This window comes from Streptomyces sp. NPDC107538 (assembly GCF_055657445.1).
Window position 1 is genome coordinate 381,492 of record NZ_JBVKAY010000008.1, and the last position, 22,868, is coordinate 404,359.

A 22,868-nucleotide genomic window follows, 5' to 3' on the forward strand; every position below is an offset into this window, starting at 1 on the left:
AGACACCCTGGGCCGACCACGTCCCGCCCGCCCCGTACCCCCACCCCAGTCGAAGGGAAGCAGCCTTGCGCACGCCCGCTCTCACCACGTCGTCCGACGGTTTCCTCCTGCACGGTGAACCGTTCCGGATCATCTCCGGCGCGATGCACTACTTCCGCATCCACCCCGACCTGTGGGCCGACCGGCTGCGCAAGGCCCGCCTGATGGGCCTCAACACGGTGGAGACGTACGTCCCCTGGAACCTCCACCAGCCCGACCCGGACAGCCCGCTCGTCCTCGACGGCCTGCTCGACCTGCCCCGCTATCTGAGCCTCGCCCGCGCCGAGGGCCTGCACGTCCTGCTGCGTCCCGGCCCGTACATCTGCGCCGAGTGGGACGGTGGCGGCCTGCCCTCCTGGCTCACCTCGGACACCGACATCCGGCTGCGCTCCAGCGACCCCCGCTTCACCGACGCCCTCGACCGCTACCTCGACATCCTGCTGCCCCCGCTGCTGCCGTACATGGCCGCGAACGACGGCCCGGTCATCGCCGTCCAGGTCGAGAACGAGTACGGGGCGTACGGCGACGACACCGCGTACCTCAAGCACGTCCACCAGGCGCTGCGGTCGCGGGGTGTCGAGGAGCTGCTCTTCACCTGCGACCAGGCGGGCTCGGCCCACCACCTGGCCGCCGGGAGCCTGCCCGGTGTCCTGTCCACCGCCACCTTCGGCGGCAGGATCGACGAGAACCTGAAGGCACTGCGGGCGCACATGCCCGAAGGGCCGCTGATGTGCTCGGAGTTCTGGATCGGCTGGTTCGACCACTGGGGCGAGGAGCACCACGTCCGGGACGCGGAGAGCGCCGCCGCCGACCTCGACAAGCTGCTGGCCGCCGGTGCCTCCGTCAACATCTACATGTTCCACGGCGGCACCAACTTCGGCTTCACCAACGGCGCCAACCACGACCAGTGCTACGCCCCGATCGTCACCTCCTACGACTACGACGCCGCCCTCGGCGAGTCCGGCGACCCCGGCACCAAGTACCACGCGTTCCGGGAGGTGATCGCCCGTCACGCGCCGGTCCCGGACGAGCCGGTGCCGACCCCCGCGCCCAAACTCGGCGGCATCACCGTGGAGTTGGACCGCCGGGCACCGCTGCTGCCGTACGCGACCTCCCTCGACGCGGCCGTGGGCCGGTCCGAACGCCCGCTCACGATGGAGGAGTTCGGCCAGCGCTCCGGTTACGCCCTCTACCGCACCACCCTCTCCGAGGCGGGCGACGGTCTGCTCCACTTCGAGGGCGGGGTGGGCGACCGCGCCCAGGTCTTCGTGGACGGCGCCCCCGTCGGCGTCCTGGAACGCGAACGGCACGACGAGACCCTGCCGCTGCGCGTCCCGCACCCCGGCGCCACGCTGGACGTGCTGGTCGAGAACATGGGCGGCGTCAACTACGGCCCCCGCATCGGCGCCGCGAAGGGCCTGCTCGGCCAGGTCACCTTCAACGGCACCCCGCTGCTCGGCTGGGACACCCACCGCCTCCCGCTGGCCGACCTGTCCACGGTCCCCTTCGCCCCGGCCGCCGGCGCGGCCCCGGCCACCGTCCCGGCCTTCCACCAGGGCACCTTCGAGGTCGACACCCCCGCCGACACCTTCCTGTCGCTGCCCGGCTGGACCAAGGGCCAGGCCTGGATCAACGGCTTCCACCTGGGCCGCTACTGGAACCGGGGCCCGCAGCGCACCCTCTACGTCCCCGGCCCCGTCCTGCGCCCCGGCGCCAACGAGCTGGTCCTGCTGGAGCTGAACGCCACGACCAGCGCCCGCGCGCAGCTCACGGACACGCCCGACCTGGGCCCGGTGAAGCCCTGATGACACCGCCGGAGACGGGGACGGAGCCGGAGCCGGAGCCGCACCGGCTGCGGCTCCCGGCCGGGCGGGTGCCGCCGCTGCGCGGCCACCTCCCCTTCGCCGACGCGCCGGGCGTGGCCGACCCAATCGAGGTCACCAGCCGCTGGCTGACCCGGGGCGGCCGTCCGTGGTTCCCGGTCTCCGGCGAGTTCCACTACACCCGCTACCCGGCCGGGGAGTGGGAGGAAGAACTGCTGAAGATGAAGGCGGGCGGGGTGACGGCCGTCGCCGCGTACCTCGTCTGGATCCACCACGAGGAGGTGGAGGGCCGCGTCCGTTTCGACGGCGACCGCGATCTGCGCCGCTTCGCCGAACTCTGCGCCCGCCACGGTCTGGACTTCGTCCCCCGCATCGGCCCCTGGGTGCACGCCGAGGTCCGTAACGGGGGCCTGCCCGACTGGGTCCTCGCCCGCACGGACGCCCCGCGCACCGACGATCCGGCCTACCTCGCGCCCGTACGCACCTGGTACGAGGCGATCGCCGGGCAGCTGCGCGGTCTGGACCGGGCCCACGGCGGCCCGATCGTCGCGATCCAGATCGAGAACGAGCTGTACGACCAGCCGGGCCATCTGCTCACCCTGAAGCGGCTCGCGCAGGAGGCGGGCCTGTCGGCGCCCCTGTGGACGTCGACCGCCTGGGGCGGGGTCCAACTGCCCCCGGACGAACTCCTCCCGCTCTACGGCGGCTACACCGAAACCTTCTGGACCGAGGCGGACGGCGGCTGGCCCGACACCTGCCGCAAGCACTTCTTCTTCACCGACCAGCGCGACGACGAGGGCATCGGCGCGGACCTCCGCCCCACCACCGTGCGCGGCGGGGATCCGGCTGCCTCCGCTGCCTCGGCGGCCCGATTCCCTTGGGCCACCTGCGAGTTGGGCGGCGGCATGGCGGTGGCCTACCACCGCCGGCCGCGCGTCGAGGCCGCCGACATCGGCGCCCTCGGCCTCACCAAGATCGGCTGCGGTTCGGTCTGGCAGGGCTACTACATGTTCCACGGCGGCACCAACCCGCCGGGAGACCTCACGCCCCTCCAGGAGTCCCACGCCACCGGCTACCCCAACGACCTCCCCGTCCTCACCTACGACTTCCGGGCCCCGCTCGGCGAGTACGGCCAGTACCGTCCCTCCTACGACGAACTCCGCCTCCAGCACCTGCTGTTGGCCGACTTCGGCCATCTGATCGCCCCGATGGACTCGGTACTGCCCGAGCGGCTGCCGACGGGCCAGCACGACCGGGAGACACTGCGGTGGGCGGTGCGGGGGGACGGCCGCTCGGGGTTCCTCTTCGTCAACAACCACCAGCCGCACGAGCCGTTGCCGGAGCATCCGGGGACGTCGTTCGAGGTGGGGTTCCCGGAGGACGGTAAGGCGTCACCGGACGGTCCGGCGCCGGTTCTGTCCCTGCCGAGCACGCCCGTCACGATCCCCCAAGGGGCGTATTTCTGCTGGCCGTTGAGGCTGGAGGTCGCCGGGCTGCGGCTCGACTGGGCCACCGCGCAGCCCGTCTGCACGGTCGACGACGGGCGGGGCCGTACGGTCCTGGTCCTGGCCGCGGTCGACGGCATCCCTGTCGAACTCGCCCTGGACACGGGAACGGTGACGACGGTCTCGGTTCCCTCCGGCGAGGTGCGGAGCGAGGGCGGGCGGATCCTGGTGACCGGGCTGCGCCCCGGGACCGACGCGCTGGTGGAGGTCGACGCGGCCGACGGCAGCCGGGTCGGCCTGCTGGTCCTGGACGCGGCGACGGCCCGTACCGCCTACCGGGGGCGGGCCTGGGGCGCCGAGCGGCTCGTGCTCGCCGGGGCCGGTGGTGGGGTGGTCTTCGACGGGCACGCGGACGAGGTGCGGGTGCACGGGCCGGGCCCGGAGCCGTCGCTCGCCGTGTTGCCCGCGCCCGAGCGGGCTCCTGTGGTGGTCGGGGGGACGGTGAAGTCGGTGGAGGACGGGGTGTTCGTCCGCTACACGGTGGTGGCGGGGGAGGGCGGCGAGGCGGGGGCGCCGTCGGTGACCCTCGTCCGGGCCGCGGGGTTGGCTCCGCCGGTCACCACGGGGGTGCTGGGGCGGGCGAGTGTGCCGGGCGACTCGTGGTTCGGGGCGGTGGCCGCGGAGTACGACGTGGTGCTGCCGGAGGGGGTGGGGGCGGGGGCGATTCTCCGGGTGCACTGGGCCGGGGATGTGGGCCGGGCGTATGTGGGGGACCGGCTTGTCGCGGATCAGTTCTACTCGGGGGTGGGGGGTGGGGTCTGGGACATCGGGGTCGGGCGGGGAGTGGTGGGAGTGCTGCGGCTGCGGGTGCTTCCGTTGCCCGCCGGGGCGCCGGTCCATGTCCCGGGCTGGGCGGGGGACGTCGACATCCCGGCGGAGATCACCCACGTCGAGCTGATCACCCCCCGAACCTGGCACTTCCGCCCTGGCTGATTCCGCCCTCTTTTCCTCGCCCCCGCCGCCCCTACCCGTCCCATCCCCCAGGGGCGCCGCCCCTTCGACCCCGAGGGGGGAGGGGCGGTGAGTGGGCGGGTGCGGGTCCGGTGGGGGCTGGTCGCGCAGTTCCCCGCGCCCCTGAAAAAGCGGGCTGCGCCCTGCTTTTTCGGCCCGAAAGGGCTGCAGGCCCGTGAGGGCCTGCAGCCCTTTCGGGGCGCGGGGAACTGCGCGAGAAGCCCCACCGGCCCGTGCATACCCACCCACCCCGCGCGGAGCGCGAAAAGGGGGTCGAAGGGGCGCAGCCCCTCGGTTCTATTCTGTGGCACCAGACAGCACCACCTCGACCCGGACCCCGTAGAAGAGGAGCCAGCCGCATGCCCCGCAGCACCACGGACGGCACCGCGGCCGGGGCCCCCGACGGCACCCCCCGCGGCCGTAGTCGTCGTAACTTCGCCGGCTCCCGTCCGGTGATGGACGACGTGGCCCGTCTCGCGGGGGTGTCCAAGCAGACCGTCTCCCGCGTCCTCAACGACAACCCGGCCGTCCGCCAGGAGACCCGCGAGGCCGTGCTGGAAGCGATGCGCACCCTCGGCTACCGCCCCAGCCGCAGCGCCCGCTCCCTCGCCAGCGGCCGCACCCGGATGCTCGGCGTGATCTCCTTCGACGCGGCCCGCTACGGCCCCGCCTCCACCCTCACCGCGATCAACACGGCCGCCCAGGACGCCGGGTACCTCGTCAGCTCCATCGCCCTGGACACCGCCGACCGGGACACCGTCGTCCAGGCGGTGGACCGGCTGTCGGCCGAGGGCGCGGACGGCATCATCGCGATCGCCCCCCAGCGCCCCGTCGCCACCGCCCTGGCCGGGGCCCGCCCCGACACCCCGCTGGTGATGCTGGACAACGGCCTCGGCGACGGCACCCCCGTGGTCTCCTCGGACTTCACGGCGGGCGCCCGGCTGGCGACGGAACATCTGCTGGGCCTCGGCCACCGCACGGTCTGGCACATCGCGGGACCACCCGGCTGGACCTCCGCCGACCGCCGCGCCGAGAGCTGGCGCGCGACGCTGACGCGAGCCGGCGCCCCCGTCCACGCGCCCCTCGCCGGGGACTGGAGCGCCGACTCCGGCTACGAGCTGGGCCGGCGGCTCGCGGGCCGCCCGGAGGTCACCGCCGTGTTCGTCTCCAACGACCAGATGGCGCTGGGGCTGCTGCGCGCGCTGCACGAGGCGGGGCGCCGGGTCCCGGACGACGTCAGCGTGGTCGGCTACGACGACATCCCGGAGGCGGCGCATCTGCTGCCGCCGCTGACGACGATCCGTACGGACTTCTCTTTGATCGGCACGATGGCGCTGCGCTTGCTGGTGCGGCAGTTGGATGAGCCCGGGGTTCTGGGGCGGGACTCGGTGATTCCTGTCGAGTTGATCGTTCGGGACAGTACGGGGGTGGCGGGGTAGGTTCGGGGCGCCCTATGGGGGTGCCTTCGTGGGTTTTCGGGCGAGTGCGGGTCCGGTGGGGGCTGGTCGCGCAGTTCCCCGCGCCCCTGACGGGGCGCGCCCCTGGACCGGCGTCGGAGAAACGGGCCAGGGGTGCGCACGCCGCGCTAGCTCACGGCTTTCTTGCGATCGCTCCGTACATCGCGATGTCCTCGTCGCGGATGTTCTGTTCGCCCGTGCCGTCCGGGAGCCACTTGTGGACCTGGACGATGCCGGGGTCGACGAGGTCGAGGCCGTCGAAGAACTCGTGGGCCTCGTCGATGGTGCGCAGCCGCATCGGCATGTCGCGGGCCGCGTACTCGCGGGCGACGCGGCCCACCTCCTCGGGGGCGAACTCGGCGGTGCCGATGGTCATCGCCAGATAGCTGCCCGAGGGGAGCGGTTCGAGGAGCCGGCGGACGATGCCGACCGCGTCGTCCTCGTCCAGTACGAAGTGGACGATCGCGATCACGGTGAGCGCGACCGGCTGGGTCAGATCGAGGGTGTCCCGGAACTCGGCGGAACCGAGGACGGTCTCCGGGTCCTGGAAGTCGGCCTCGATGTACGCGGTCTTGCCCTCGGGGGTGCTGGCCAGTAACCCCTGGGACAGGGTGAGGACGATCGGGTCGTTGTCCACGTAGACGACCCGGGACTCGGGGGCCACCGACTGGGCTATCTCGTGGAGGTTGGGGGAGGTGGGGATGCCGGTTCCGATGTCGAGGAACTGGCGCATGCCCGCCTTCTCGGCGAGCCAGCGCACCGCGCGGTTCATCCAGTCGCGGTTGGCGCGCATATGGACCGGCAGGGCCGGCCACTCGTGCGCCATCGCGTCACCGGCCTCCTTGTCGGCCGGGTAGTAGTCCTTGCCGCCGAGGATGTAGTCGTAGATACGCGCGGAGTGCGCGTGATCGGTGTCGATCCGGTCGGCCGGCCATCCGTTGTCGGGCAACGCGGTCCCTCCCATCGGGGTCGTGTCGTACAGACGATGCGTCGGTTCTCAAACAGGTGGTGCGTCAACAAGGCGTGGCAGCAAGCGTGTTCAGCGGTTCAGAGCAGGAAGTCGGCCTCGCCCGCCTTCACACCGGTCAGGAACGTGGTCATCTCACGGGGGGTGAAGAGCAGCGCGGGCCCGTCCGGGTCGGTCGACTGGCGTACGGCGACCCGGCCGTCGGCGAGCTTCTTCACCTCCACGCAGGCGCCGCCGGCGTCGTCGCTCCAGGGCCGGTGCCAGTCCTGGACGCCCAGCTCGCGGGCCGGCATGCCGTTGCGGACGTCGTGGTGTACTCCGTGGGTTGTGGGGTGGTGCACGTCAGAGCTCCTTGCGTAGTGCGCCGAGGAGAATCTCGGTCTTGCGGGCGGGCGCGGACTGCGCGCCCAGCCGGTCCAGGGCCTCGCGGTAGACGACGACGTCCTCCCCCTTGTCGAGGTAGACGGCGCCGACCAGGCCGTTGAGGTAGACGATGTCCGGCAATTCGGGTGCCCTGAACCGGAAGAGGTGGAACGCACCGGCCCGCATCGCCGGGTGCGGACCGTTCTGGAACGGCATGATCTGGACCGTCACATGCGGCAGCCGGTTCAGCTCGATCAGATGGTCGACCTGGGCGCGCATCACGTCCGGTCCGCCGACCGGCCATCTGAGCACCGTCTCGTCCATCACCACCCACAGCCGCGGCGGCTGCTCACGGGTGAGGAGTTCCTGGCGCCGCATCCGCAGCGCCACCCGCCGCTCGGTGTCCTCCGTCGCCGCGTGCGGGTTGCCGGCGCCGAGCAGGGCACGGGCGTACTCCTCGGTCTGGAGCAGGCCGTGCACGAACTGCGGCTCGTACGCGCGGATCTGGAGCGCCGCCTGCTCCAGGCTCAGATAGGCGGCGAACCAGTCGGGCAGGACGTCGCGGTAGGTGTGCCACCAGCCGCGCTTGTTGGCCTCGCGGACCGACTTCAGGAAGGTCTCGATCTCCTGCTGGTCCGACACACCGTAGATCTGGAGCAGTTTCTCGACATCGGGGAGGCGCAGCCGGGCGACCTTGGCGGCCTCCAGGCGACGGATCGTGGAATGGCTGACTCCGATCGCCTCGCCCGCCTGCTCGAACGTCAGACCGGCGCGAGTGCGCAACTCCTCCAGCTGTCTGCCGAGGATCATGCGCAGCACGGAGGGGGCTCCGCCCCAGTCCGTTTCCGCGGTCACGCCCACCACCCCTCACGCCGGGCAACAGAGGCTATGTCGAACTGGATTACGACTCCTGCGCGTTTTCGTTCAAGGATTGCGCGTTGTTGTGCGAGTCGCTTCGAGAGCGCAGTCTGACACGATCTTGGCTCGAACGGGGTCGGCATGCGTCCCACAAATTGCAATTTTCAACTTGCTGGTTGCGAGGTGTTGTTCGCGGATGCCACAGTGGTCGTACCGTCACGGCTTCGGTGAACGCTGAGGCTGCGCGGCCAGGTTGGGGGAGATGTGGCCGCAACTCAGCGCTGTTCCCCGCGAGTTGCCAGTACTCGCGGAGGGCGGCGAGACGGCCGTGGCACCGGCACCGCTGCGGTGCGAAGGGCCGACGAAAGGCATACGGCGATGGCTCCGCCCACTCTCCCCCAGTCCACGGACCGGTTAGCCCCGACCATGTACCCACCCCTTGGAACAGAGGCGTACGAACCCCACAGAGCGGGTGTGTTCGGAATGCCCGCGGTACCCGCCTCGGCGGGCGAGGCGCGCAGAACCGTGCGCGAGTTGCTCGGCGAGTGGGGGGTGCGTCCGGAGACCCGTGAGGACGCCCTTCTGATCACGTCCGAGCTGGTCACCAACGCGTTGACCCACACGGACAGCGAGTGGATCGTGTGCCGACTGCACCTCACCGGACGACGGCTCCGGATCGAGGTCGAGGACCAGAACAGCCGTCACACACAGCCTGCCCGGCGTCGTCCGGGCCCCGACGACCAGAACGGGCGAGGGCTCATGCTGGTCGGCATGCTCAGCAGCGACTGGGGGGTGCGCGACACCCCACAACGGTCCGGTCGTGTCGTCTGGGCAGAACTGCCGTCGGAGGGCCGGGACACCGCCGATCCCGCCCCTCCGACGGCCCCGCGCGAGGCCGGGGAGTTCCCCCTGACCGACTTGAGCGACCCCTCCTGGACGTAGGCGCCGGTCACGCGGTCCCCGCGCCCCTGAAAGCCCGGGGCGCGGCCCAGGTCTTTCAGGGGCGCGGGGCGCAGCCCCTGCTTTTCAGGGGCGCGGGGAACTGCGCGAGACGCCCCACCGGAGCCGCACACGCCCACTCACCCCGCCCCCCCGCCCCCCCGCTCGCCCGCGCCGCGCCAACGCTCAGCCCGGACGGAGGCCCGCCGCGACCAGGCGGGCCTCCATCCGGCGGCGGGCCGCGCCGAGGACGGCGAGGAGGAGTTCCTTGCTGGAGTGGCGCCGGCGTACGTCGCAGAGGAGGATCGGGACGGCGGGCGCCAGGTCGAGGGCCTGGCGGACCTGCTCGGCGTCCACGTCACGGTTGCCGTCGAAGCAGTTGACGCCGATCGCGAAGGGGATGTCGCGGGACTCGAAGAAGTCGACCGCGGGGAAACAGGCGTCGAGCTTGCGGGTGTCGGCGAGGACGACGGCCCCGAGGGCCCCGCTGCACAGGTCGTCCCACATGAACCAGAAGCGGTCCTGCCCCGGCGTCCCGAAGAGATAGAGCACCAGCTCGGGGGAGAAGGTGATCCGGCCGAAGTCCAGGGCGACGGTGGTGGAGACCTTCTTCTCCACACCTCTGAGGTCGTCCACGCGTCTGCCGGCCTCGGTGATGTGCTCCTCGGTCGCCAGCGGGGTCACCTCGCTGACCGAGCCCACCATGGTGGTCTTGCCGACGCCGAAGCCCCCCGCTATGAGGATCTTCAGGGCGGTGGGTACGAGAGGCTCGACGGACACGATCCATCACCCTTTCGACGAGTTCCATGCCCGGCCGCCGTCGCGGTTCATGCGTCCTGCACGTAACCGGACGGGGTTTCCGAACGGGGCGCCGCGCTCAGGTACTTGCCGACCTGCTTGACCAGGGTCCCCATCTCGAACGCCATCATGCCGACGTCCACCTCCTCCGAGGCGATCGCGGCGAGCCGCGCGCCGCGGCCCGCGGCGGTGACGAAGAGGAACGCCCGCTCCATCTGGATGACGGTCTGCTGGACCTCGCCGCCCTGGAAGTGCCGGGCCACACCCCGGGCCAGGCTGTGCATGCCCGAGCCGACGGCGGACAGATGCTCCGCGTCGTCGACCCGGATGTCCTTCGACTTGCCGATGAGGAGACCGTCCCCGGAGAGCACGATGGCGCAGTGGATCTCGGGTATGCGTTCCACGAGTCCGTCCAGCAGCCAGTCCAGTTGGGGACCGGGTCGTTCCTGCTCTGTCATGTCGTGCGTGTTCCTCACGGTTCGGTCGGCGCCAGGGGCGGCGCCGGGTCGTCGGGGCGCCAGGGGGAGCGCCCGTCAGGCGGCGCCGGGACCGGGCCGTGGCGCCGGCCGGCCGGGGGCCGCGTCGGTGTCGTCCGGTGCGGAGAGCCGGGCCCTCGTCGAGCCCCGCCGGATCGCCACCATGGCACGGGCCAGGGCGTCCGGGCAGAGCGTGTCCTGCGTGTCGTCGTCCGCGCCGGGGGGCGTCCCGGCCGCGTCCTCACGGGCCGGCGGCGCGGCCGGTGCGGACGGGGTGCTCCGGGGTCGGCGGGGCAGGCCCCGAGAACCCTGGGGGAGGGGGGTGGGGCCGGTCTCGGTGCGGGGCGGGTCACCGCTCATCCGGGCCACCGTGTCGCACCGTGCGTGGGGCCGATGCGGGGGAGGGTGCCAGGCATCTGATTCCTCGTACGACAGTGAACATCCGATGGCGATGGGGGCGCGGCGAGCCGTCCGGCGTCCCTGTGCTCCGGCTTGACGCACCGTCGGTGAATGTCAGCGGGCGGACGAAACGCTATCAGGACCCGAGGCCCGCCGTCAGCATCCGTCGACCGCAACTTGGCGCTGGGCGCCCGCAATTGACGAACGTGCGGGACCGGTCCGCGCGGGTGGTCGGCGCGCGGGCGGAGCGGAACGTTCCGGAGGCTTCGGGAAAGCTGACTTGTCGACACAGCAACCCCTCAGGACGAGCACGGTCCGGCCACATCCGGCCCCTGTGTGGATGGCTTGAATTCTGTGGCACCCTGCTCAAACATGCGCGCGGGGCGCGGCGGTTTGGTATTTGGCGGTGCGCGGCCCGGAGGGAAGGGGCTCATGTCCGGTGTGCCTGGTGGTCCGGCCACTCCCTGCCCGTTTCCGGATCGGGGGAGTCGTGCAAGTTCGCCATGGAAAGTATCAAAATGCGGACATCGTCGTACTCATATCTCACATTCACGCTCAAATTTCAACTGTCTATCTTTCGGCCAAACCTCCTAAACGATCTTGGCGAAAGAGGTTGATTTGTAGACCATGTTGAGCATCGGTCAGACTCCGAACCGGAACACGACCGACGCACAGCCACCGCGTCTCCCCCGGGCGCGGGAGAACGCCTAGAAGGGCTTGGCGTGGAACACGTCTTCACAACCCAGGATCATGAGGATCTACGGCAGCGCGTACGCGAGTTCGCCGAGCGTGTGGTGCGGCCTCTGATACCCGAGATGGAGGCCTCCCGGACCGCACTGGTGGGGCTCTCCCGGCTGATCGCCCAACAGGGCTGGATCGGTGCCACGATCGACCCGGCCTACGGCGGCATGGGCGCGGGCCACCTGGCCAAGACCGTCGTCATCGAGGAACTGTCCCGGGTGAGCGGGGCGATGGGGGCCATGGTGCAGGCCTCCCAGCTGGGCGTCGCCAAGATCGTCCACTTCGGCGACGACAGCCAGAAGAGGCACTGGCTGCCGAGGATCGCCGCGGGAGAGGTGCTCCCGACCATCGCTGTCACCGAGCCGGGGTCGGGGGGCCATGTGGCCGGCATGGAGAGCAGCGCGGTGCGGGACGGTGACGACTACATCCTCAACGGCCGCAAGGTCTTCGTCGGCAACAGCCATGTCGGCGATGTGCACGGTGTCGTGGTCCGCACCGGGCCCGGCTCCCAGGGCATGACGGCGTTCCTCGTCGAGTCGGACCGGCCCGGCTTCTCCCTCGGCGAGCAGGTGCCCGCCATGGGGCTGCACGGCTTCAGCTTCGGCGAACTCATCTTCGACAACTGCCGTGTTCCGGCCGCGAACCGGCTCGGCGAGGAGGGCGAGGGGCTGGCCGTCGCCTACTCCTCGTCGATGCTCTACGGCCGCCTCAACCTCACCGCGGTCTCCCTGGGCATCCACCAGGCGGTGTTCGAGGAGACCGCCCGGTACTGCGGCGAGACCCAGCGCTACGGGCGGCCGCTCGGGCATCTGCCCAACATCAAGATCGAGCTGGGGCGGATGCTGCAACGCCTCACCCTCGCGCGGCAGAGCGCGTATCTCGCCGCGCATCTGCTGGACCAGGGGCGGCCCTGCGACGTCGAGTTGATGACCGCGAAGCTCTTCAACGTCGAGTCGTCCATCGAGTCGGCCCAGGCGTCCGTCAAGATGCACGCGGCCTGCGGCCTGTTCACCGACCGCCCCGTCGAACGCTATCTGCGCGACGCCTTCCACATCTACGCCCCCGCCGGCACCTCCGAGATCCAGGGGCTGCGGCTGGGCGAGTTCGCACTCGGCGAGAACAAGGGCCAGTGGTCCGAACGCCTCGCCGACCTGGTCCGCACCCCGCAGGTCGAGCAGCGGGAACCACAACCGGAACCGATCCCGGTCGGAGAACTGGTCTAGCAACACAGCCGGGCCTCGGGGGAGCCCCGGCACCCCGCGACCGCCCCCACCGGCAGCCGCGGAACCGAATCAGACAAGCCGCGGACACGAGGGCGTGTCCGCGGCTTTCGTATGCCCGGTGGCCCGCCCCCTCTCGACCCGGTGGACCGGCGGCGGCGCCCGGGCCGGTCTCCGTGGTCGGCGGCGTTGCCCGGGCGGTGTTCAGTGGCCGGAGGCGAGGGTGTGGATTTGGGCGGAGAGTTCCTGGGCCATGTGTTTGATGATTTCCAGGCGTTGGCGGCCCCAGGTGCGGGAGTCGGTGTCGACGACGCAGATCGTGCCGAGGTTGAGCCCGGCCAGCGTGTCCATCAGGGGGGCGCCCATGTAGGAGCGGATGCCGATCTCGTCCACGACCGGGTTGCCCGCGAACCGCGGGTAGTCGCAGACGTCGTCGAGCACCAGCGCCGCGGTCCGCTTGACGGTGTGCGGGCAGAAACCGTGGTCGAGCCGCATCTCCCGGCTCATCGAGGTCTCGGCCAGCTGCCCCTGCGAGATGTTCACCGGTCCCGCGTCCGGGGTGTAGAGCCCGGCGAAGAACTGCCGCCTGTCGTCGACGAAGTTGACCATCGCGTACGGCGCGTCCAGCTCCAGGGCCAGCCGGCGCGCGAACGCGTCGAACTCGGGCCGGGGGATGTCGGCGAGCCCCAATTGAGTCAGCCTGGCCCGGCGTTGCGGGCCGACCGGGTCCTCGGGGGTGAGGAGCAGTCGGTCGAGCGGCGGCTCGTAGGAGGAGTAGGGGCTGTTCATCGGAACTCCGTTCGAGGTCAGCTGGGGCGAGTAGGGATCAACGGAGCACGGGCGGCTGGTGCGTGGCCACGCCGGGGGTCATGTCGAGCAGATGGCGCACGAGTTCGACGAGCACACCCGTGCCGGAGCTGCAGTGCCGGGCGTCGCAGAACACGATCGGCGCGTTCGACTTCAGCCCGATCGCGTCCCGGACCTCTTCGAGGGAGTACTGGTACGCGCCGTCGAACTCGTTCACGCCCACGACGAACGGGATGCCGCGCACCTCGAAGAAGTCCACCGCGGGGAAGCACGCGTCGAGCCGCCGGGTGTCGGCGAGCACCACCGCGCCCAGCGCCCCGTCGGACAGCTCGTCCCACATGAACCAGAATCGTTCCTGCCCGGGGGTGCCGAACAGATACAGCACATGGTCCTTGCCGAGGGTGATCCGGCCGAAGTCCAGCGCCACGGTGGTGGTCGACTTCTCCTCGACCCCCGCGAGACTGTCCGTACCGGCGCTGGCCGTGGTGATGACCTCCTCGGTGCTCAGCGGCGCGATCTCGCTGACCGCCCCCACGAAGGTCGTCTTGCCCACCCCGAACCCGCCCGCCACCAGGATCTTCAGGGCGGTCGGGAAGGGGTCAGAGCCGTGCGCGTAGGCCATCGAGCACCGCCTCCAAAACTTCTCGGTTGGCGGCGGAGGCCGCCTCGACCGCACGGGGCGCCCGTGCGGTGAGCGCCTCGTGCTGCACCAGGTCGGACAACAGGACTTTGGTGACGGCGATCGGCAGGTTCATCCGGGCCGCCACCTCGACCACCGGCACCGGCCGCACACACAGCCCGAGCACCAGGTCGTGATCGGGCCCGAGGTCGGTGATCGGCAGGACACCGGTGGCCATCACCAGCGTGAGCAGGTCGAACGACGTCGAGGGTCGAGTGCGCCCGTTGCTGACGGTGAACGGCCGGACTAAGCGCCCGGCCTCCTCGTCCAGGAACAGCTCGTCCGTCATCGCGTCGTCACATCCCCGCGCTGGACGGTGCGTTGTGGCGGCGGGCCGGCGTGGCGAGGAACGGCTGCACGGCCCGGATGAGCATGCCCATCTCGTAGCCGAGCGTCTCGGTGTGGGTCGTCGCGTCCGCGGTGACCGCCAGCACGGCGCCGTGGCCCGCCGAGGCCACGATGAGGATGCCGTTGTGCAGTTCGACGATGACCTGGCGGACGGTGCCGCCGTTGCCCAGCACCCTGTCGTGGCCGAAGGAGCGGCCCAGGGAGTTGAGCCCGGAGGCTATCGCGGCCATACGGTCGGCGTCGTCGGTACTCAGGTCCACGTGTGCCTTGCTCAAGCCGTCGGACGAGAGCAACAGGACCTGGCGGGTACCGGGGACGGTCTTCTTGAGGTTCTCCAGCAGCCAGTCGATGTTCTGTCCGGTGGGGTGGCTATCGCTCACCATGGTGGGGTTCTTCTCCTTGCGGTCGGTGCGGGGCCCAGCGCGATTCGTCGACGGGGATCGCGTCGGAGGTCGCGCCGGCGAGACCGAAGCCTCGATTGATTCCGGCCAGGAGGCCGGGGCTGAAGTTCAGTTCCTGCTCGAGGGTCTCGGGGCGCGGCGTGGGTGCCTGCCGCAGTTCGGGGGCCAGATGCTCCATCGCGCGACGCTTCGGCAGCGTCGGCCGGGCGGGCTCACCGGCCCCGTGCGGGGCGGCCGTCGGTCGGTCGTAGCCCGGGGCACGGTGGTCGGACCGTACGTCGGGGACGGGCCGCGCCCGCTCGTGCCGGGCGGCCGGCGAGGGAGGCGCCGGGGCGGCCGACCGCTGCGGCAGACCCGCCGGGGGACCGGCCTGGGCGGGGCGGGCCACCGGGGGACCCGCGTGCGCGTGGGACGGTACGGCGGCCGGGGGAACCGCGTGGGCCGGTGCCGGCCGGCCGGGCGCGGGGGCCTGCGGCTGCTGCTGGGGCGCCGCCGGCCGTACCTGGACGGGCGCCTGGACGGGGCCCTGTCCCTCCTCCTCGCCCAGCAGCCCCTGCGGGAGCACCAGGATGGCCTGGACACCGCCGTAGATGTTGCCCTGCAGCTGGACCGCGATGCCGTGCCGGCGGGCCAGGGAGGAGACCACGAACAGACCGATCCGGCCGTCCGCGAGCAGCTTGGCGACATCGATGCGGGCCGGGTCGGCGAGCAGCGTGTTGATCCGCTCCTGGTCCTCCTGGGGTATGCCCAGGCCGCGGTCCTCGACCTCGATGGCGATACCGGCGGTCACCCGGCGGGAGCGCAGCAGGATCTGGGTGTCCGGGTGGGAGAACATGGTGGCGTTCTCGACCAGTTCGGCCAGCAGGTGGATGACGTCGGCGACCGCGTGGCCGCGCAGGGTGCCCTCGATGGGCGGCACCAGTTTGACGCGGGAGTACTGCTCGACCTCGGCGATGGAGGACCGCAGCACCTCGGTCAGCGTCACCGGGTTGGTCCACTGACGACGGGAGACCGCGCCGCCGAGCACCGCGAGGTTCTCGGCGTGCCTGCGTATTCGGGTGGCCAGGTGGTCGATGCCGAAGATGCGCCGGAGCAGGTCCGGGTCCTCGACCTGGTTCTCCAGATCGTCCAGTTCACGGATGGTGCGGTGGACGAGCGACTGCAGCCGGCGGGCCAGGTTGACGAAGACCTCGACCTTGTCGCTGTTGTCGTCGGAGGCCGACTGGAAGTAGCTCGCCGCCCAGACGAGCGCCTCCCGGGCCCGGTGCTGGGCCTCGGTGACCTCGTACTCCAGCTTCTGGTACGGGTCTTCGCCGCGCGACGCCTGGTAGGCGAAGCCGCGGGAGAGCAGCTGTTCGCCGCGCTTGAGGCGGGTCAGGTCCTCGTCGAGCGCCCAGTTGCCGGTCGTGATGGCCTGCCGCAGGGACTCGGCGCGCTTCGCGTCGGACCTGGCCCGCTTCCTCGCGGCCCGCACGGCCCCGGCCAGACAGCCGCAGCCGAGCAGCGCGCCGCCCGCCAGCACACCCCAGGTGGCGGGGGTGACGGTGCCCTCCTGCAGCCCCAGGACGGTGCCGGTGACGGCGGTGGATATTCCGGCCATGAACGCGGCGGGCAGCACGGCGAGCCGTGTCAACCGGGGCTGTGGCGAGGACGAGTTCGCGGAATCCGATGCCCCGGTCTTTCCGTGCCGGTGACGGGACGGGGGAGTCGTCGTCTCCGGCCGCCCGTGTTCCGGGGGCGTCGCGAAGGGTGGGGGTTCAGGCATCGGAGTCCTCTCGATCAGCCAGTACGCGACAGAGTAGCGAAGAACGTCAACTATCTGACCAGCGGTCCTAGACGCTCAGGGGAGGTCTGCCACCTGAGGTGCCGTCAGTGACGGCAAGGGTCTGCGACGCCTTTTTACCCTCTCTCCACGAGGTGCGCGGAAACAGTTCTTCACACCCCGGCCACGGCGTCGCGCCACCTGTGAAAGAGGGGCCGCCGGGCGGCGGGTCACCTGCGGGTTCGGCCGTCCCGGGGGTCCGTTCCCGGTCGCGTGGAGGGCAAAGATCAGGCCATTTCCACGGGTTGTTGCCTCGTGTCAACGCCCGGTGTGGCATGCGGACTCGGGTGCGCGATGCGGCCGGTCGCACGTAGCGTGCACGGTGTGCCCCGGGAAAATTCACACCGGGGGCGCCCGAAAAGGCCCCGGGTCGACGGAGCGTCATGCTTTGTCTAAACTTTAGACTTCAACCGACGGGGCGGGAGCGCCGATGTGAGAGCCTGTTCGCCGGACGTCCGCGCATCCGGAGGCCGACGTCAGCGCATGCTGTGGCGCATCTCCCGGGGGCTGACGCCGTAGCGTCGCCGGAAGGCCGTACTGAGGGCGCTCGCGGAGGAGAAACCGGCGGAGTACGCGAGATCCGTGATCGTCATGTGCTCGCACTCCGCGCACAGTAAGCGGTCCCGGACCAGGCGCAGCCGCTCCTCGCGGATCAGTTCACGAGGCGTCGTGCCCGCCTGCTGCAGGGCCAGCTGGATCTGGCGCAGCGACCAGCCGAGGGCGCGCGCCACCGCCGTACCCGTGAGGTTCGGGTCCGCCACGTGGTCGCGCACATAGCGGCGGACCATCGCCTCCACCTCGCCCAACTGCCCGGGGGCGTCGGGTCGGTCGTCGCCCGCGGTGAGCATGCACACCAGCTCCACGACCCGGTCGGAGACGGCGTTGAACTCCGGGTCGGTGAGGTGCTCGCGCTCCTCGTGCAGGCCGGTCAGCATCGAGCCGACGATACGGCCGAGGCCGGTCGTGAGGTTCAGTCCGCTGGCCACCGGTGACCTGCTGTTGAGCCGGCCGTCGACCTCGCGGGCCGGGATGGTGAAGATGAACGCGTCGATGGCGTCGCTCTGCAGGCACTGGAAGGGCGAGGCGAAGGTGACCAGGGCCGCCGTGCCCGGGGTCAGCCGGGCCTCCCCGCCGTCCTGCCGCAGCACGATCTCCCCGCTCATCGGCAGCAGCAGCCGGTAGTCCTCGTCCGGGTCCTGGCGGACCTGGCGCATCGTACGGGTGTACTCGATCTCGTCGGACCGGTACTTCACCAACTGATACGTGTCGGTGCGCTGCCGGACGGTGGTGCCGCGGAAGTTCTCCGACTGGGCGTACCGGAAGCCCATCCGGGACTGGTACGAGCCGATCTGCTCGGTCCAGAAGTCGGCACGCTCGCGCGGGGCCAGCTCCTCGGTGGTCAGCGCCTCGACGCTGTAACTTCCCGCGGGCAACGCTGCTCCTCCCCGGTCCGGGCCCCCGACGACGTCCTCGTGGTCTTTTACGGTCCCCGGCGGGAAAATCTTCAACTTCTGTTTGATCAAAGACAGTTACCGACCGGTCGAACCCGGAGGGCACCCTAGCGTGGCAAGCGGTTGCCGTGCCGCCCGGCCCCCTTGGCCGAATATGCCGGAGGAATCGTCACGGTTCCTTCGCGCCCCTTGCGCCACTCATGCGCCCTGTGACAACTTCCCTGCGCGTCACGGAAAGTACCTGCCTGGTCGCGCGGCTAGCGTCGGGCGCTCCGTCAACTCCCGCCCGATGTCCGGGAACCGCCGAGGCCCGGGGCTTGGGGACTTGAGGACGTAAGGACTCGTACTTCATGACCGAACCGATACCGCAGGCGGTGACCTGGGCGCTGGCCGTGGCGCTGCTCGCCGTCGCCGTGCTTCTGCTGCGCCAGCACGGGATCAGCGGGCGGCAGCGCAGAAGGAACGCCGCCCTGGCCGAGGACGTGCGGGCCCGCGAGGAGGAACTGCGCCATCTGGTGACGGTCCGCCTGCCCGCCCTCGCCGACCACCCCGGCCAGAGCGTCCCCGGCGTCGGCCCGCTCGACACCCGGCTCGCCGGGACCGAGTTCGGCAAGGGACTCGACGCGGTCCTGGCCCGCTTCTCCGGCGCCGTCGAGCACGCACAGGCCCGCGCCGACCAGTCCGCCAAGGCCGCGCTCAAGGCGTCCATGCGCTCGATCCAGGCCCTCGCCAACGAGCAGCAGGTGGCCATCTCCGAGATGCAGGACCGGCACGACGACCCCGACGTGCTGCGCGACCTCCTCGAAGTCGACCACACCAACGCCCAGTTCGGCCGCCGCGCCCAGGCCATCGCCGTACTCTGCGGCTCCTGGCCGGGACGGCAGCGCGCCACCTCCCCGATCGTGGAGGTCGTCCGCGGCGCCACCTCCCGCATCCGCGACTACCGGCGCGTCCGCGTCCACGGCCAGGTCGACATCGCCGTGGAGAGCCGCGCCGTGGAGCCGGTCGTCCTCGCCGTCGCCGAACTGCTCGACAACGCCGCCCGCCACTCGCAGCCCGACACCACGGTCGAGGTCAACGTCCAGAACGTGCACAACGGTGTGTGCGTCGTCATCGACGACGCCGGCGTCGGTATGGACGCCCACGCCGTGGAACGCGCCGGCCGGCTGCTCGCCGGCCGCGGCGAGGTGGACGTCACCCGCCTCGACGACCCGCCCCAGTTCGGCTTCGCCGTCATCGGAATGCTCGCCCGGCGCTACGGGTTCACCGTCTCCGTGGACACCCGCTCGCCCTACGGCGGCGTCCGCGCCGTCGCGTTCGTACCCTCGGCACTGCTCACCCACCTCGCCCCCGCCGCCCCGGCCCCGACGGCGAAACCCACACCCGTCCCGGCAACCGTCCCAGGCCCCCGCCGGGCCCGCGACGCGGACACCTCCGGGACCGCGTCGCGGGACGCCCCCGGGATCGCGTCCGCGGGCACCTCCGGGGCCACGGCCGAGGACACTCCCGGGGCCACACCTGCGGGCACTTCCAGGACCGTGTCCGCGGGCACCTCCGGGGTCGCGTCGACGGACACCTCCGGGGCCACGGCCGGGGACACTCCCGGGACCACACCCGCGGACACCTCCGGAATCGCGTCCACGGACACCTTCCGGACCGCGTCGACGGAGACCCCCGGGACGACAGCCGCGAACCCGACCGGGGCCACACCCGCGGGCACCTCCAGGACCGCGTCCACGGACACCTCCGGGACCGCGTCCACGGAGACCCCCGGGACCACACCCGCGAACCCGACCCGGGCCACAGCCGAGGACACCACCGTGGGGGGACTGCCCAAGCGCCGTCGGCGTACCCCCAAGCGGGCCGTCGCCCCCGAGGCGGAGCCCGCGTCCCCGGCCGAGGGGATCCCCGGCCGATCGCCCGAGGAGAACGCTCGCATCATGGGCGCCTTCGCCCGCGGCACCCGTTTCGGCCGGGCCGCGGGACGCATCCTCGACGAGGAGGAGTACGTCCGCGACCCCGCGCCCGACTCCGCGCCCGACCCCGCGCGCCCCACCCCCCATGAGAACGAAGGGACCCCCCACGCATGATCGAGCCCATGACCAACGAGCTGGGCTGGATGCTCGACGACGTGCTGAAGGTGCCCGAGGCCCGCCACGCCATCCTGCTCTCCGCCGACGGCATGCTCCGCGCCCACTCCGCCGACATCGGCCGCGACGACGCCGAGCGCCTCGCGGCCGGCCTCGCCGGCCTGCAGTCGATCAGCCGCAGCACCTCCGAGTTCTGCGGCCCGGCGGACCGCCCGTGGCGGCAGACCCTGATCGAGTTCGGCCACGGCTTCGTCTTCCTCGTCGCGGCCGGCGAGGGCGCCTACCTCGCGGTGTCCACCGGCGACGAGGTCGACATGGAGTCGGTCACCTACCGCATGCACAAGCTCGTCGACCGGCTCGGCAAGGAGCTGACCAGCCCGGCACGGCTGGACACGGGCAGCAGGGCATGACGCCCCGCCCCCGGCCGAAGGGGAGCCTGGTGCGGTCGTACGTCGTCACCGGCGGCCGCTCCCACCCGACCCGCAACACCCTGGACCTGGTCACCCTGCTGATCGCCACCACCGACCTGTCCCTGGCCGGGCTCACCCCGGAGAAGCGCCGCGTGACGGAGCTGTGCCGCCACGGCTCGCTCTCCCTCGCCGAGGTCGCCGGACATCTGCGGCTGCCGGTCAGCGTGACCAAGGTGCTGATCGCCGACCTCATGGACAGCGGCCACATCGTCACCCGCGCCCCGATACCGGCCGCCCGGCCGTCGGACGCCAGAATCCTCCAGGAGGTCCTCGATGGGCTCCGCGCCCGCCTCTGACGACGTCTACCTGCGGCCGACGGTGAAGACGGCGGCCAAGCTGCTCGTCGTCGGCCACTTCGCGGTCGGCAAGACCACGTTCGTCGGCACGCTCTCCGAGATCCGGCCGCTGCGCACCGAGGAGGTCATGACCGAGGCCGGCGCCCTGGTCGACGACCTCGCCGGCACCCTGGACAAGACGACCACCACGGTCGCCATGGACTTCGGCCGCCTCACCCTCGACGACTCGCTGGTGCTCTATCTGTTCGGCGCCCCCGGACAGCAGCGCTTCACCAAACTCTGGCAGGACATGACCCGCGGCGCCCTCGGCGCCCTCGTCCTCGCCGACACCCGGCGGCTCTCCCACTCCTTCGACGTGATGGGCCTCCTGGAGGAGCTGGGCCTGCCGTACGCGGTCGCCGTCAACGACTTCGAGGGCGCCCCCGTGCACGAGCTGGACGAGGTGCGCGAGGCCCTCGACCTGCTGGACGAGACCCCGCTGGTGCGCTGCGACGCCCGCGACGCGGACTCCTCCACCCGGGCCCTGATCGCCCTCGTCGAGTATCTGCTCAGCCGGCAGCCCGACACCGAACTGGAGCACGCGTGACCTCCGCATCGCCGTCCGGTCCGCCGCCGGGCTGCCCGGCCCACCGGCCCATGTACGGACCGGAGTTCGCCGCCGACCCGGCCGCGTTCTACCGGCGGGCCCGCGCGACCGGCCCGACCACCCCCGTGGAGCTGGCGCCCGGCGTCCGCGCCACCCTCGTCACCTCGTACGACGCCGCGCTGCACGTCCTGCGGAGCACGGAGACCTTCGCCAAGGACCCGCGCCGCTGGAACGACCTCAACGACGGCACGGTCCCCCCGGACAGCCCCGTCGTCCCGATGATGATGTACCGGCCCAACGCCCTGTTCTCCGACGGCGAGGAGCACCAGCGGCTGCGCGGCGCCATCACCGACAGCCTCGCCCGGGTCGAGCCCCACACCCTGCGCGGCTATGTCGAGCGCAGCGCCGACACCCTCATCGACCGGTTCGCGCCCACCGGCAAGGCGGACCTCCTCGGCGAGTACGCCCAGGTGCTGCCGCTGCTCGTCTTCAACCACCTCTTCGGCTGCCCGGCCGAACTGGGGCTGAAGCTGGTCGAGGGCATGTCCGGCATCTTCGACGGCGTGGACGCCGAGCGGGCCAACGAACTCCTCAGCACCACGCTCCTCGAACTGGTCACACTGAAGCGGAAGCGGCCCGGACCGGACGTCACGTCCTGGCTCACCCAGCACCCGGCGGAGCTGACCGACGAGGAGATGATCCACACCCTCGTCGTGCTCATGGGCGCGGGCACCGAGCCGCAGCAGAACCTCATCGCCAACGGACTGCGGCTGCTGCTCTCCGACGACCGTTTCGCCGGCGATCTGTCCGGCGGCAGCCTCCCCGTGGAGGACGCCCTCGACGAGGTGCTGTGGACCGACCCGCCGATGGCCAACTACGCCGTGCACTACCCGAAGCGGGACGTGCTGTACGAGGGCGCGCTGCTGAAGGCCGGTGACCCGCTCGTCGTCTCGCTGGCCGCCGCCAACACCGACCCAGCTCTGACGAACCATCAGCGAGTGGGCAACAGGGCGCACTTGGCGTGGAGCGCGGGCCCGCACAACTGCCCCGCGCAAAGCCAGGCCCGGCTGATCGCCTCGGTGGCGGTGGAGAAGCTCCTCGACCGGCTGCCGGACGTCGACCTCGCCGTACCCGTGGAGTCGCTGGAGTGGCGTCCGGGTCCCTTCCACCGAGCGCTCGCCGCCCTGCCCGTGACCTTCCCGCCGGCCTCCGCGGTCGGCGCGACCGCCGGGCCTCCCGTGTCCGCCGCCTCCCGCCCGCAGGGCCCGTACGGCGCCGGTTCCGGTGCCCCGCCGACGGAGCCCACCCGCCCGAGGAGCGGATGGGCCCGGCTGCTGTCCTGGTGGCGCGGCGAGTAGCCGTACCGCGCGGCGCGCAGCCGT

General features: G+C 71.5%; 22 protein-coding genes. 10 read left to right on the forward strand and 12 right to left on the reverse strand.

Annotated elements, in window-relative coordinates:
• The first annotated feature begins 65 nt into the window (after positions 1-65).
• The 3 genes from ACZ7MG_RS28625 to ACZ7MG_RS28635 all read left to right on the forward strand — a co-directional run bounded on the left by ACZ7MG_RS28625 (position 66) and on the right by ACZ7MG_RS28635 (position 5,757).
• On the forward strand, positions 66-1,844 hold the full coding sequence (locus ACZ7MG_RS28625) for a beta-galactosidase (protein ID WP_471384342.1): 1,779 nt from the start codon (positions 66-68) through the stop codon (positions 1,842-1,844).
• Positions 1,844-4,300: a beta-galactosidase gene (locus tag ACZ7MG_RS28630; RefSeq protein WP_471384339.1), complete on the forward strand. Its 2,457-nt coding sequence runs from the start codon at positions 1,844-1,846 to the stop codon at positions 4,298-4,300. Before ACZ7MG_RS28625 ends, ACZ7MG_RS28630 begins: the two co-directional genes overlap by 1 nt.
• Positions 4,301-4,677: 377 nt before the next feature.
• Positions 4,678-5,757 (forward strand): LacI family DNA-binding transcriptional regulator, encoded by a 1,080-nt coding sequence (locus ACZ7MG_RS28635; protein ID WP_471384336.1) that lies wholly within the window; start codon positions 4,678-4,680, stop codon positions 5,755-5,757.
• Between the two features lie 151 nt (positions 5,758-5,908).
• Here the strand turns inward: ACZ7MG_RS28635 and ACZ7MG_RS28640 are convergent, their stop codons facing one another.
• The 3 genes from ACZ7MG_RS28640 to ACZ7MG_RS28650 form a co-directional block, all read right to left on the reverse strand.
• Complete coding sequence (locus tag ACZ7MG_RS28640; protein ID WP_471384334.1) at positions 5,909-6,724, reverse strand: SAM-dependent methyltransferase; 816 nt, start codon at positions 6,722-6,724, stop codon at positions 5,909-5,911.
• Positions 6,725-6,822: 98 nt separating this feature from the next.
• Positions 6,823-7,083, reverse strand: coding sequence for a DUF397 domain-containing protein (locus tag ACZ7MG_RS28645; protein ID WP_471384331.1), 261 nt, complete (start codon positions 7,081-7,083; stop codon positions 6,823-6,825).
• A 1-nt stretch (position 7,084) separates the two neighbouring features.
• On the reverse strand, positions 7,085-7,960 hold the full coding sequence (locus ACZ7MG_RS28650) for a helix-turn-helix domain-containing protein (RefSeq protein WP_471384328.1): 876 nt from the start codon (positions 7,958-7,960) through the stop codon (positions 7,085-7,087).
• A gap of 486 nt (positions 7,961-8,446) precedes the next feature.
• Here ACZ7MG_RS28650 and ACZ7MG_RS28655 point away from each other — a divergent pair, with 486 nt between their 5' ends.
• Positions 8,447-8,905 (forward strand): ATP-binding protein, encoded by a 459-nt coding sequence (locus tag ACZ7MG_RS28655; protein ID WP_471384324.1) that lies wholly within the window; start codon positions 8,447-8,449, stop codon positions 8,903-8,905.
• A 183-nt stretch (positions 8,906-9,088) separates the two neighbouring features.
• On the opposite strand, the gene ACZ7MG_RS28660 is transcribed toward ACZ7MG_RS28655, so the two are convergent.
• The 3 genes from ACZ7MG_RS28660 to ACZ7MG_RS28670 all read right to left on the reverse strand — a co-directional run bounded on the left by ACZ7MG_RS28660 (position 9,089) and on the right by ACZ7MG_RS28670 (position 10,536).
• Positions 9,089-9,682, reverse strand: a complete 594-nt coding sequence (locus tag ACZ7MG_RS28660) for a GTP-binding protein (protein WP_471384321.1) — start codon at positions 9,680-9,682, stop codon at positions 9,089-9,091.
• 47 nt (positions 9,683-9,729) lie between these two features.
• Positions 9,730-10,158 (reverse strand): roadblock/LC7 domain-containing protein, encoded by a 429-nt coding sequence (locus tag ACZ7MG_RS28665; RefSeq protein WP_471384318.1) that lies wholly within the window; start codon positions 10,156-10,158, stop codon positions 9,730-9,732.
• Between the two features lie 75 nt (positions 10,159-10,233).
• A complete protein-coding gene (locus ACZ7MG_RS28670) occupies positions 10,234-10,536 on the reverse strand; it encodes a hypothetical protein (RefSeq protein WP_471384316.1) in 303 nt (100 codons plus the stop codon).
• A 761-nt stretch (positions 10,537-11,297) separates the two neighbouring features.
• Between ACZ7MG_RS28670 and ACZ7MG_RS28675 the strand changes: the two genes are divergently transcribed.
• Positions 11,298-12,539 carry an acyl-CoA dehydrogenase family protein gene (locus ACZ7MG_RS28675; RefSeq protein ID WP_471384313.1) on the forward strand — a complete coding sequence of 414 codons (1,242 nt, stop codon included), beginning with the start codon at positions 11,298-11,300 and terminating at the stop codon, positions 12,537-12,539.
• Between the two features lie 201 nt (positions 12,540-12,740).
• On the opposite strand, the gene ACZ7MG_RS28680 is transcribed toward ACZ7MG_RS28675, so the two are convergent.
• From ACZ7MG_RS28680 to ACZ7MG_RS28705, 6 genes are all read right to left on the reverse strand, one after another.
• Complete coding sequence (locus tag ACZ7MG_RS28680) at positions 12,741-13,325, reverse strand: GAF domain-containing protein (RefSeq protein WP_471384311.1); 585 nt, start codon at positions 13,323-13,325, stop codon at positions 12,741-12,743.
• A 37-nt stretch (positions 13,326-13,362) separates the two neighbouring features.
• Complete coding sequence (locus tag ACZ7MG_RS28685; RefSeq protein ID WP_471384308.1) at positions 13,363-13,965, reverse strand: GTP-binding protein; 603 nt, start codon at positions 13,963-13,965, stop codon at positions 13,363-13,365.
• Complete coding sequence (locus tag ACZ7MG_RS28690; protein ID WP_216590162.1) at positions 13,943-14,311, reverse strand: DUF742 domain-containing protein; 369 nt, start codon at positions 14,309-14,311, stop codon at positions 13,943-13,945. The genes ACZ7MG_RS28685 and ACZ7MG_RS28690 overlap by 23 nt, the downstream gene beginning before the upstream one ends.
• A 7-nt stretch (positions 14,312-14,318) precedes the next feature.
• Complete coding sequence (locus tag ACZ7MG_RS28695) at positions 14,319-14,753, reverse strand: roadblock/LC7 domain-containing protein (RefSeq protein WP_086761708.1); 435 nt, start codon at positions 14,751-14,753, stop codon at positions 14,319-14,321.
• Positions 14,740-16,536 (reverse strand): sensor histidine kinase, encoded by a 1,797-nt coding sequence (locus ACZ7MG_RS28700; RefSeq protein ID WP_471384304.1) that lies wholly within the window; start codon positions 16,534-16,536, stop codon positions 14,740-14,742. The genes ACZ7MG_RS28695 and ACZ7MG_RS28700 overlap by 14 nt, the downstream gene beginning before the upstream one ends.
• A 533-nt stretch (positions 16,537-17,069) precedes the next feature.
• Complete coding sequence (locus ACZ7MG_RS28705; protein WP_471384303.1) at positions 17,070-18,026, reverse strand: helix-turn-helix domain-containing protein; 957 nt, start codon at positions 18,024-18,026, stop codon at positions 17,070-17,072.
• A gap of 368 nt (positions 18,027-18,394) precedes the next feature.
• On the opposite strand from ACZ7MG_RS28705, the gene ACZ7MG_RS28710 reads away from it, so the two are divergent.
• Genes ACZ7MG_RS28710 through ACZ7MG_RS28730 form a run of 5 tightly spaced genes read left to right on the forward strand, consistent with a single transcriptional unit; the run spans position 18,395 to position 22,844 of the window.
• Complete coding sequence (locus tag ACZ7MG_RS28710) at positions 18,395-20,134, forward strand: ATP-binding protein (protein ID WP_471384301.1); 1,740 nt, start codon at positions 18,395-18,397, stop codon at positions 20,132-20,134.
• Positions 20,131-20,544 carry a roadblock/LC7 domain-containing protein gene (locus tag ACZ7MG_RS28715; protein WP_471384298.1) on the forward strand — a complete coding sequence of 138 codons (414 nt, stop codon included), beginning with the start codon at positions 20,131-20,133 and terminating at the stop codon, positions 20,542-20,544. Before ACZ7MG_RS28710 ends, ACZ7MG_RS28715 begins: the two co-directional genes overlap by 4 nt.
• Positions 20,541-20,900, forward strand: a complete 360-nt coding sequence (locus ACZ7MG_RS28720; RefSeq protein ID WP_471384296.1) for a DUF742 domain-containing protein — start codon at positions 20,541-20,543, stop codon at positions 20,898-20,900. Before ACZ7MG_RS28715 ends, ACZ7MG_RS28720 begins: the two co-directional genes overlap by 4 nt.
• Positions 20,878-21,486 carry a GTP-binding protein gene (locus tag ACZ7MG_RS28725; protein ID WP_471384293.1) on the forward strand — a complete coding sequence of 203 codons (609 nt, stop codon included), beginning with the start codon at positions 20,878-20,880 and terminating at the stop codon, positions 21,484-21,486. Before ACZ7MG_RS28720 ends, ACZ7MG_RS28725 begins: the two co-directional genes overlap by 23 nt.
• Positions 21,487-21,536: 50 nt before the next feature.
• Positions 21,537-22,844 carry a cytochrome P450 gene (locus tag ACZ7MG_RS28730; protein ID WP_471384946.1) on the forward strand — a complete coding sequence of 436 codons (1,308 nt, stop codon included), beginning with the start codon at positions 21,537-21,539 and terminating at the stop codon, positions 22,842-22,844.
• Positions 22,845-22,868: the final 24 nt, after the last annotated feature.

Bases quoted from the DNA above. Each gene is read 5' to 3' on its own strand.
- ACZ7MG_RS28690 (WP_216590162.1), bottom strand. From the start codon at position 14,311: ATGACGGACGAGCTGTTCCTGGACGAGGAGGCCGGGCGCTTAGTCCGG.
- ACZ7MG_RS28670 (WP_471384316.1), bottom strand. From the start codon at position 10,536: ATGAGCGGTGACCCGCCCCGCACCGAGACCGGCCCCACCCCCCTCCCC.
- ACZ7MG_RS28695 (WP_086761708.1), bottom strand. From the start codon at position 14,753: ATGGTGAGCGATAGCCACCCCACCGGACAGAACATCGACTGGCTGCTG.
- ACZ7MG_RS28720 (WP_471384296.1), top strand. From the start codon at position 20,541: ATGACGCCCCGCCCCCGGCCGAAGGGGAGCCTGGTGCGGTCGTACGTC.
- ACZ7MG_RS28715 (WP_471384298.1), top strand. From the start codon at position 20,131: ATGATCGAGCCCATGACCAACGAGCTGGGCTGGATGCTCGACGACGTG.
- ACZ7MG_RS28710 (WP_471384301.1), top strand. From the start codon at position 18,395: ATGACCGAACCGATACCGCAGGCGGTGACCTGGGCGCTGGCCGTGGCG.
- ACZ7MG_RS28730 (WP_471384946.1), top strand. From the start codon at position 21,537: ATGTACGGACCGGAGTTCGCCGCCGACCCGGCCGCGTTCTACCGGCGG.
- ACZ7MG_RS28630 (WP_471384339.1), top strand. From the start codon at position 1,844: ATGACACCGCCGGAGACGGGGACGGAGCCGGAGCCGGAGCCGCACCGG.
- ACZ7MG_RS28635 (WP_471384336.1), top strand. From the start codon at position 4,678: ATGCCCCGCAGCACCACGGACGGCACCGCGGCCGGGGCCCCCGACGGC.
- ACZ7MG_RS28685 (WP_471384308.1), bottom strand. From the start codon at position 13,965: ATGGCCTACGCGCACGGCTCTGACCCCTTCCCGACCGCCCTGAAGATC.
- ACZ7MG_RS28665 (WP_471384318.1), bottom strand. From the start codon at position 10,158: ATGACAGAGCAGGAACGACCCGGTCCCCAACTGGACTGGCTGCTGGAC.
- ACZ7MG_RS28725 (WP_471384293.1), top strand. From the start codon at position 20,878: ATGGGCTCCGCGCCCGCCTCTGACGACGTCTACCTGCGGCCGACGGTG.
- ACZ7MG_RS28700 (WP_471384304.1), bottom strand. From the start codon at position 16,536: ATGCCTGAACCCCCACCCTTCGCGACGCCCCCGGAACACGGGCGGCCG.
- ACZ7MG_RS28655 (WP_471384324.1), top strand. From the start codon at position 8,447: ATGCCCGCGGTACCCGCCTCGGCGGGCGAGGCGCGCAGAACCGTGCGC.
- ACZ7MG_RS28680 (WP_471384311.1), bottom strand. From the start codon at position 13,325: ATGAACAGCCCCTACTCCTCCTACGAGCCGCCGCTCGACCGACTGCTC.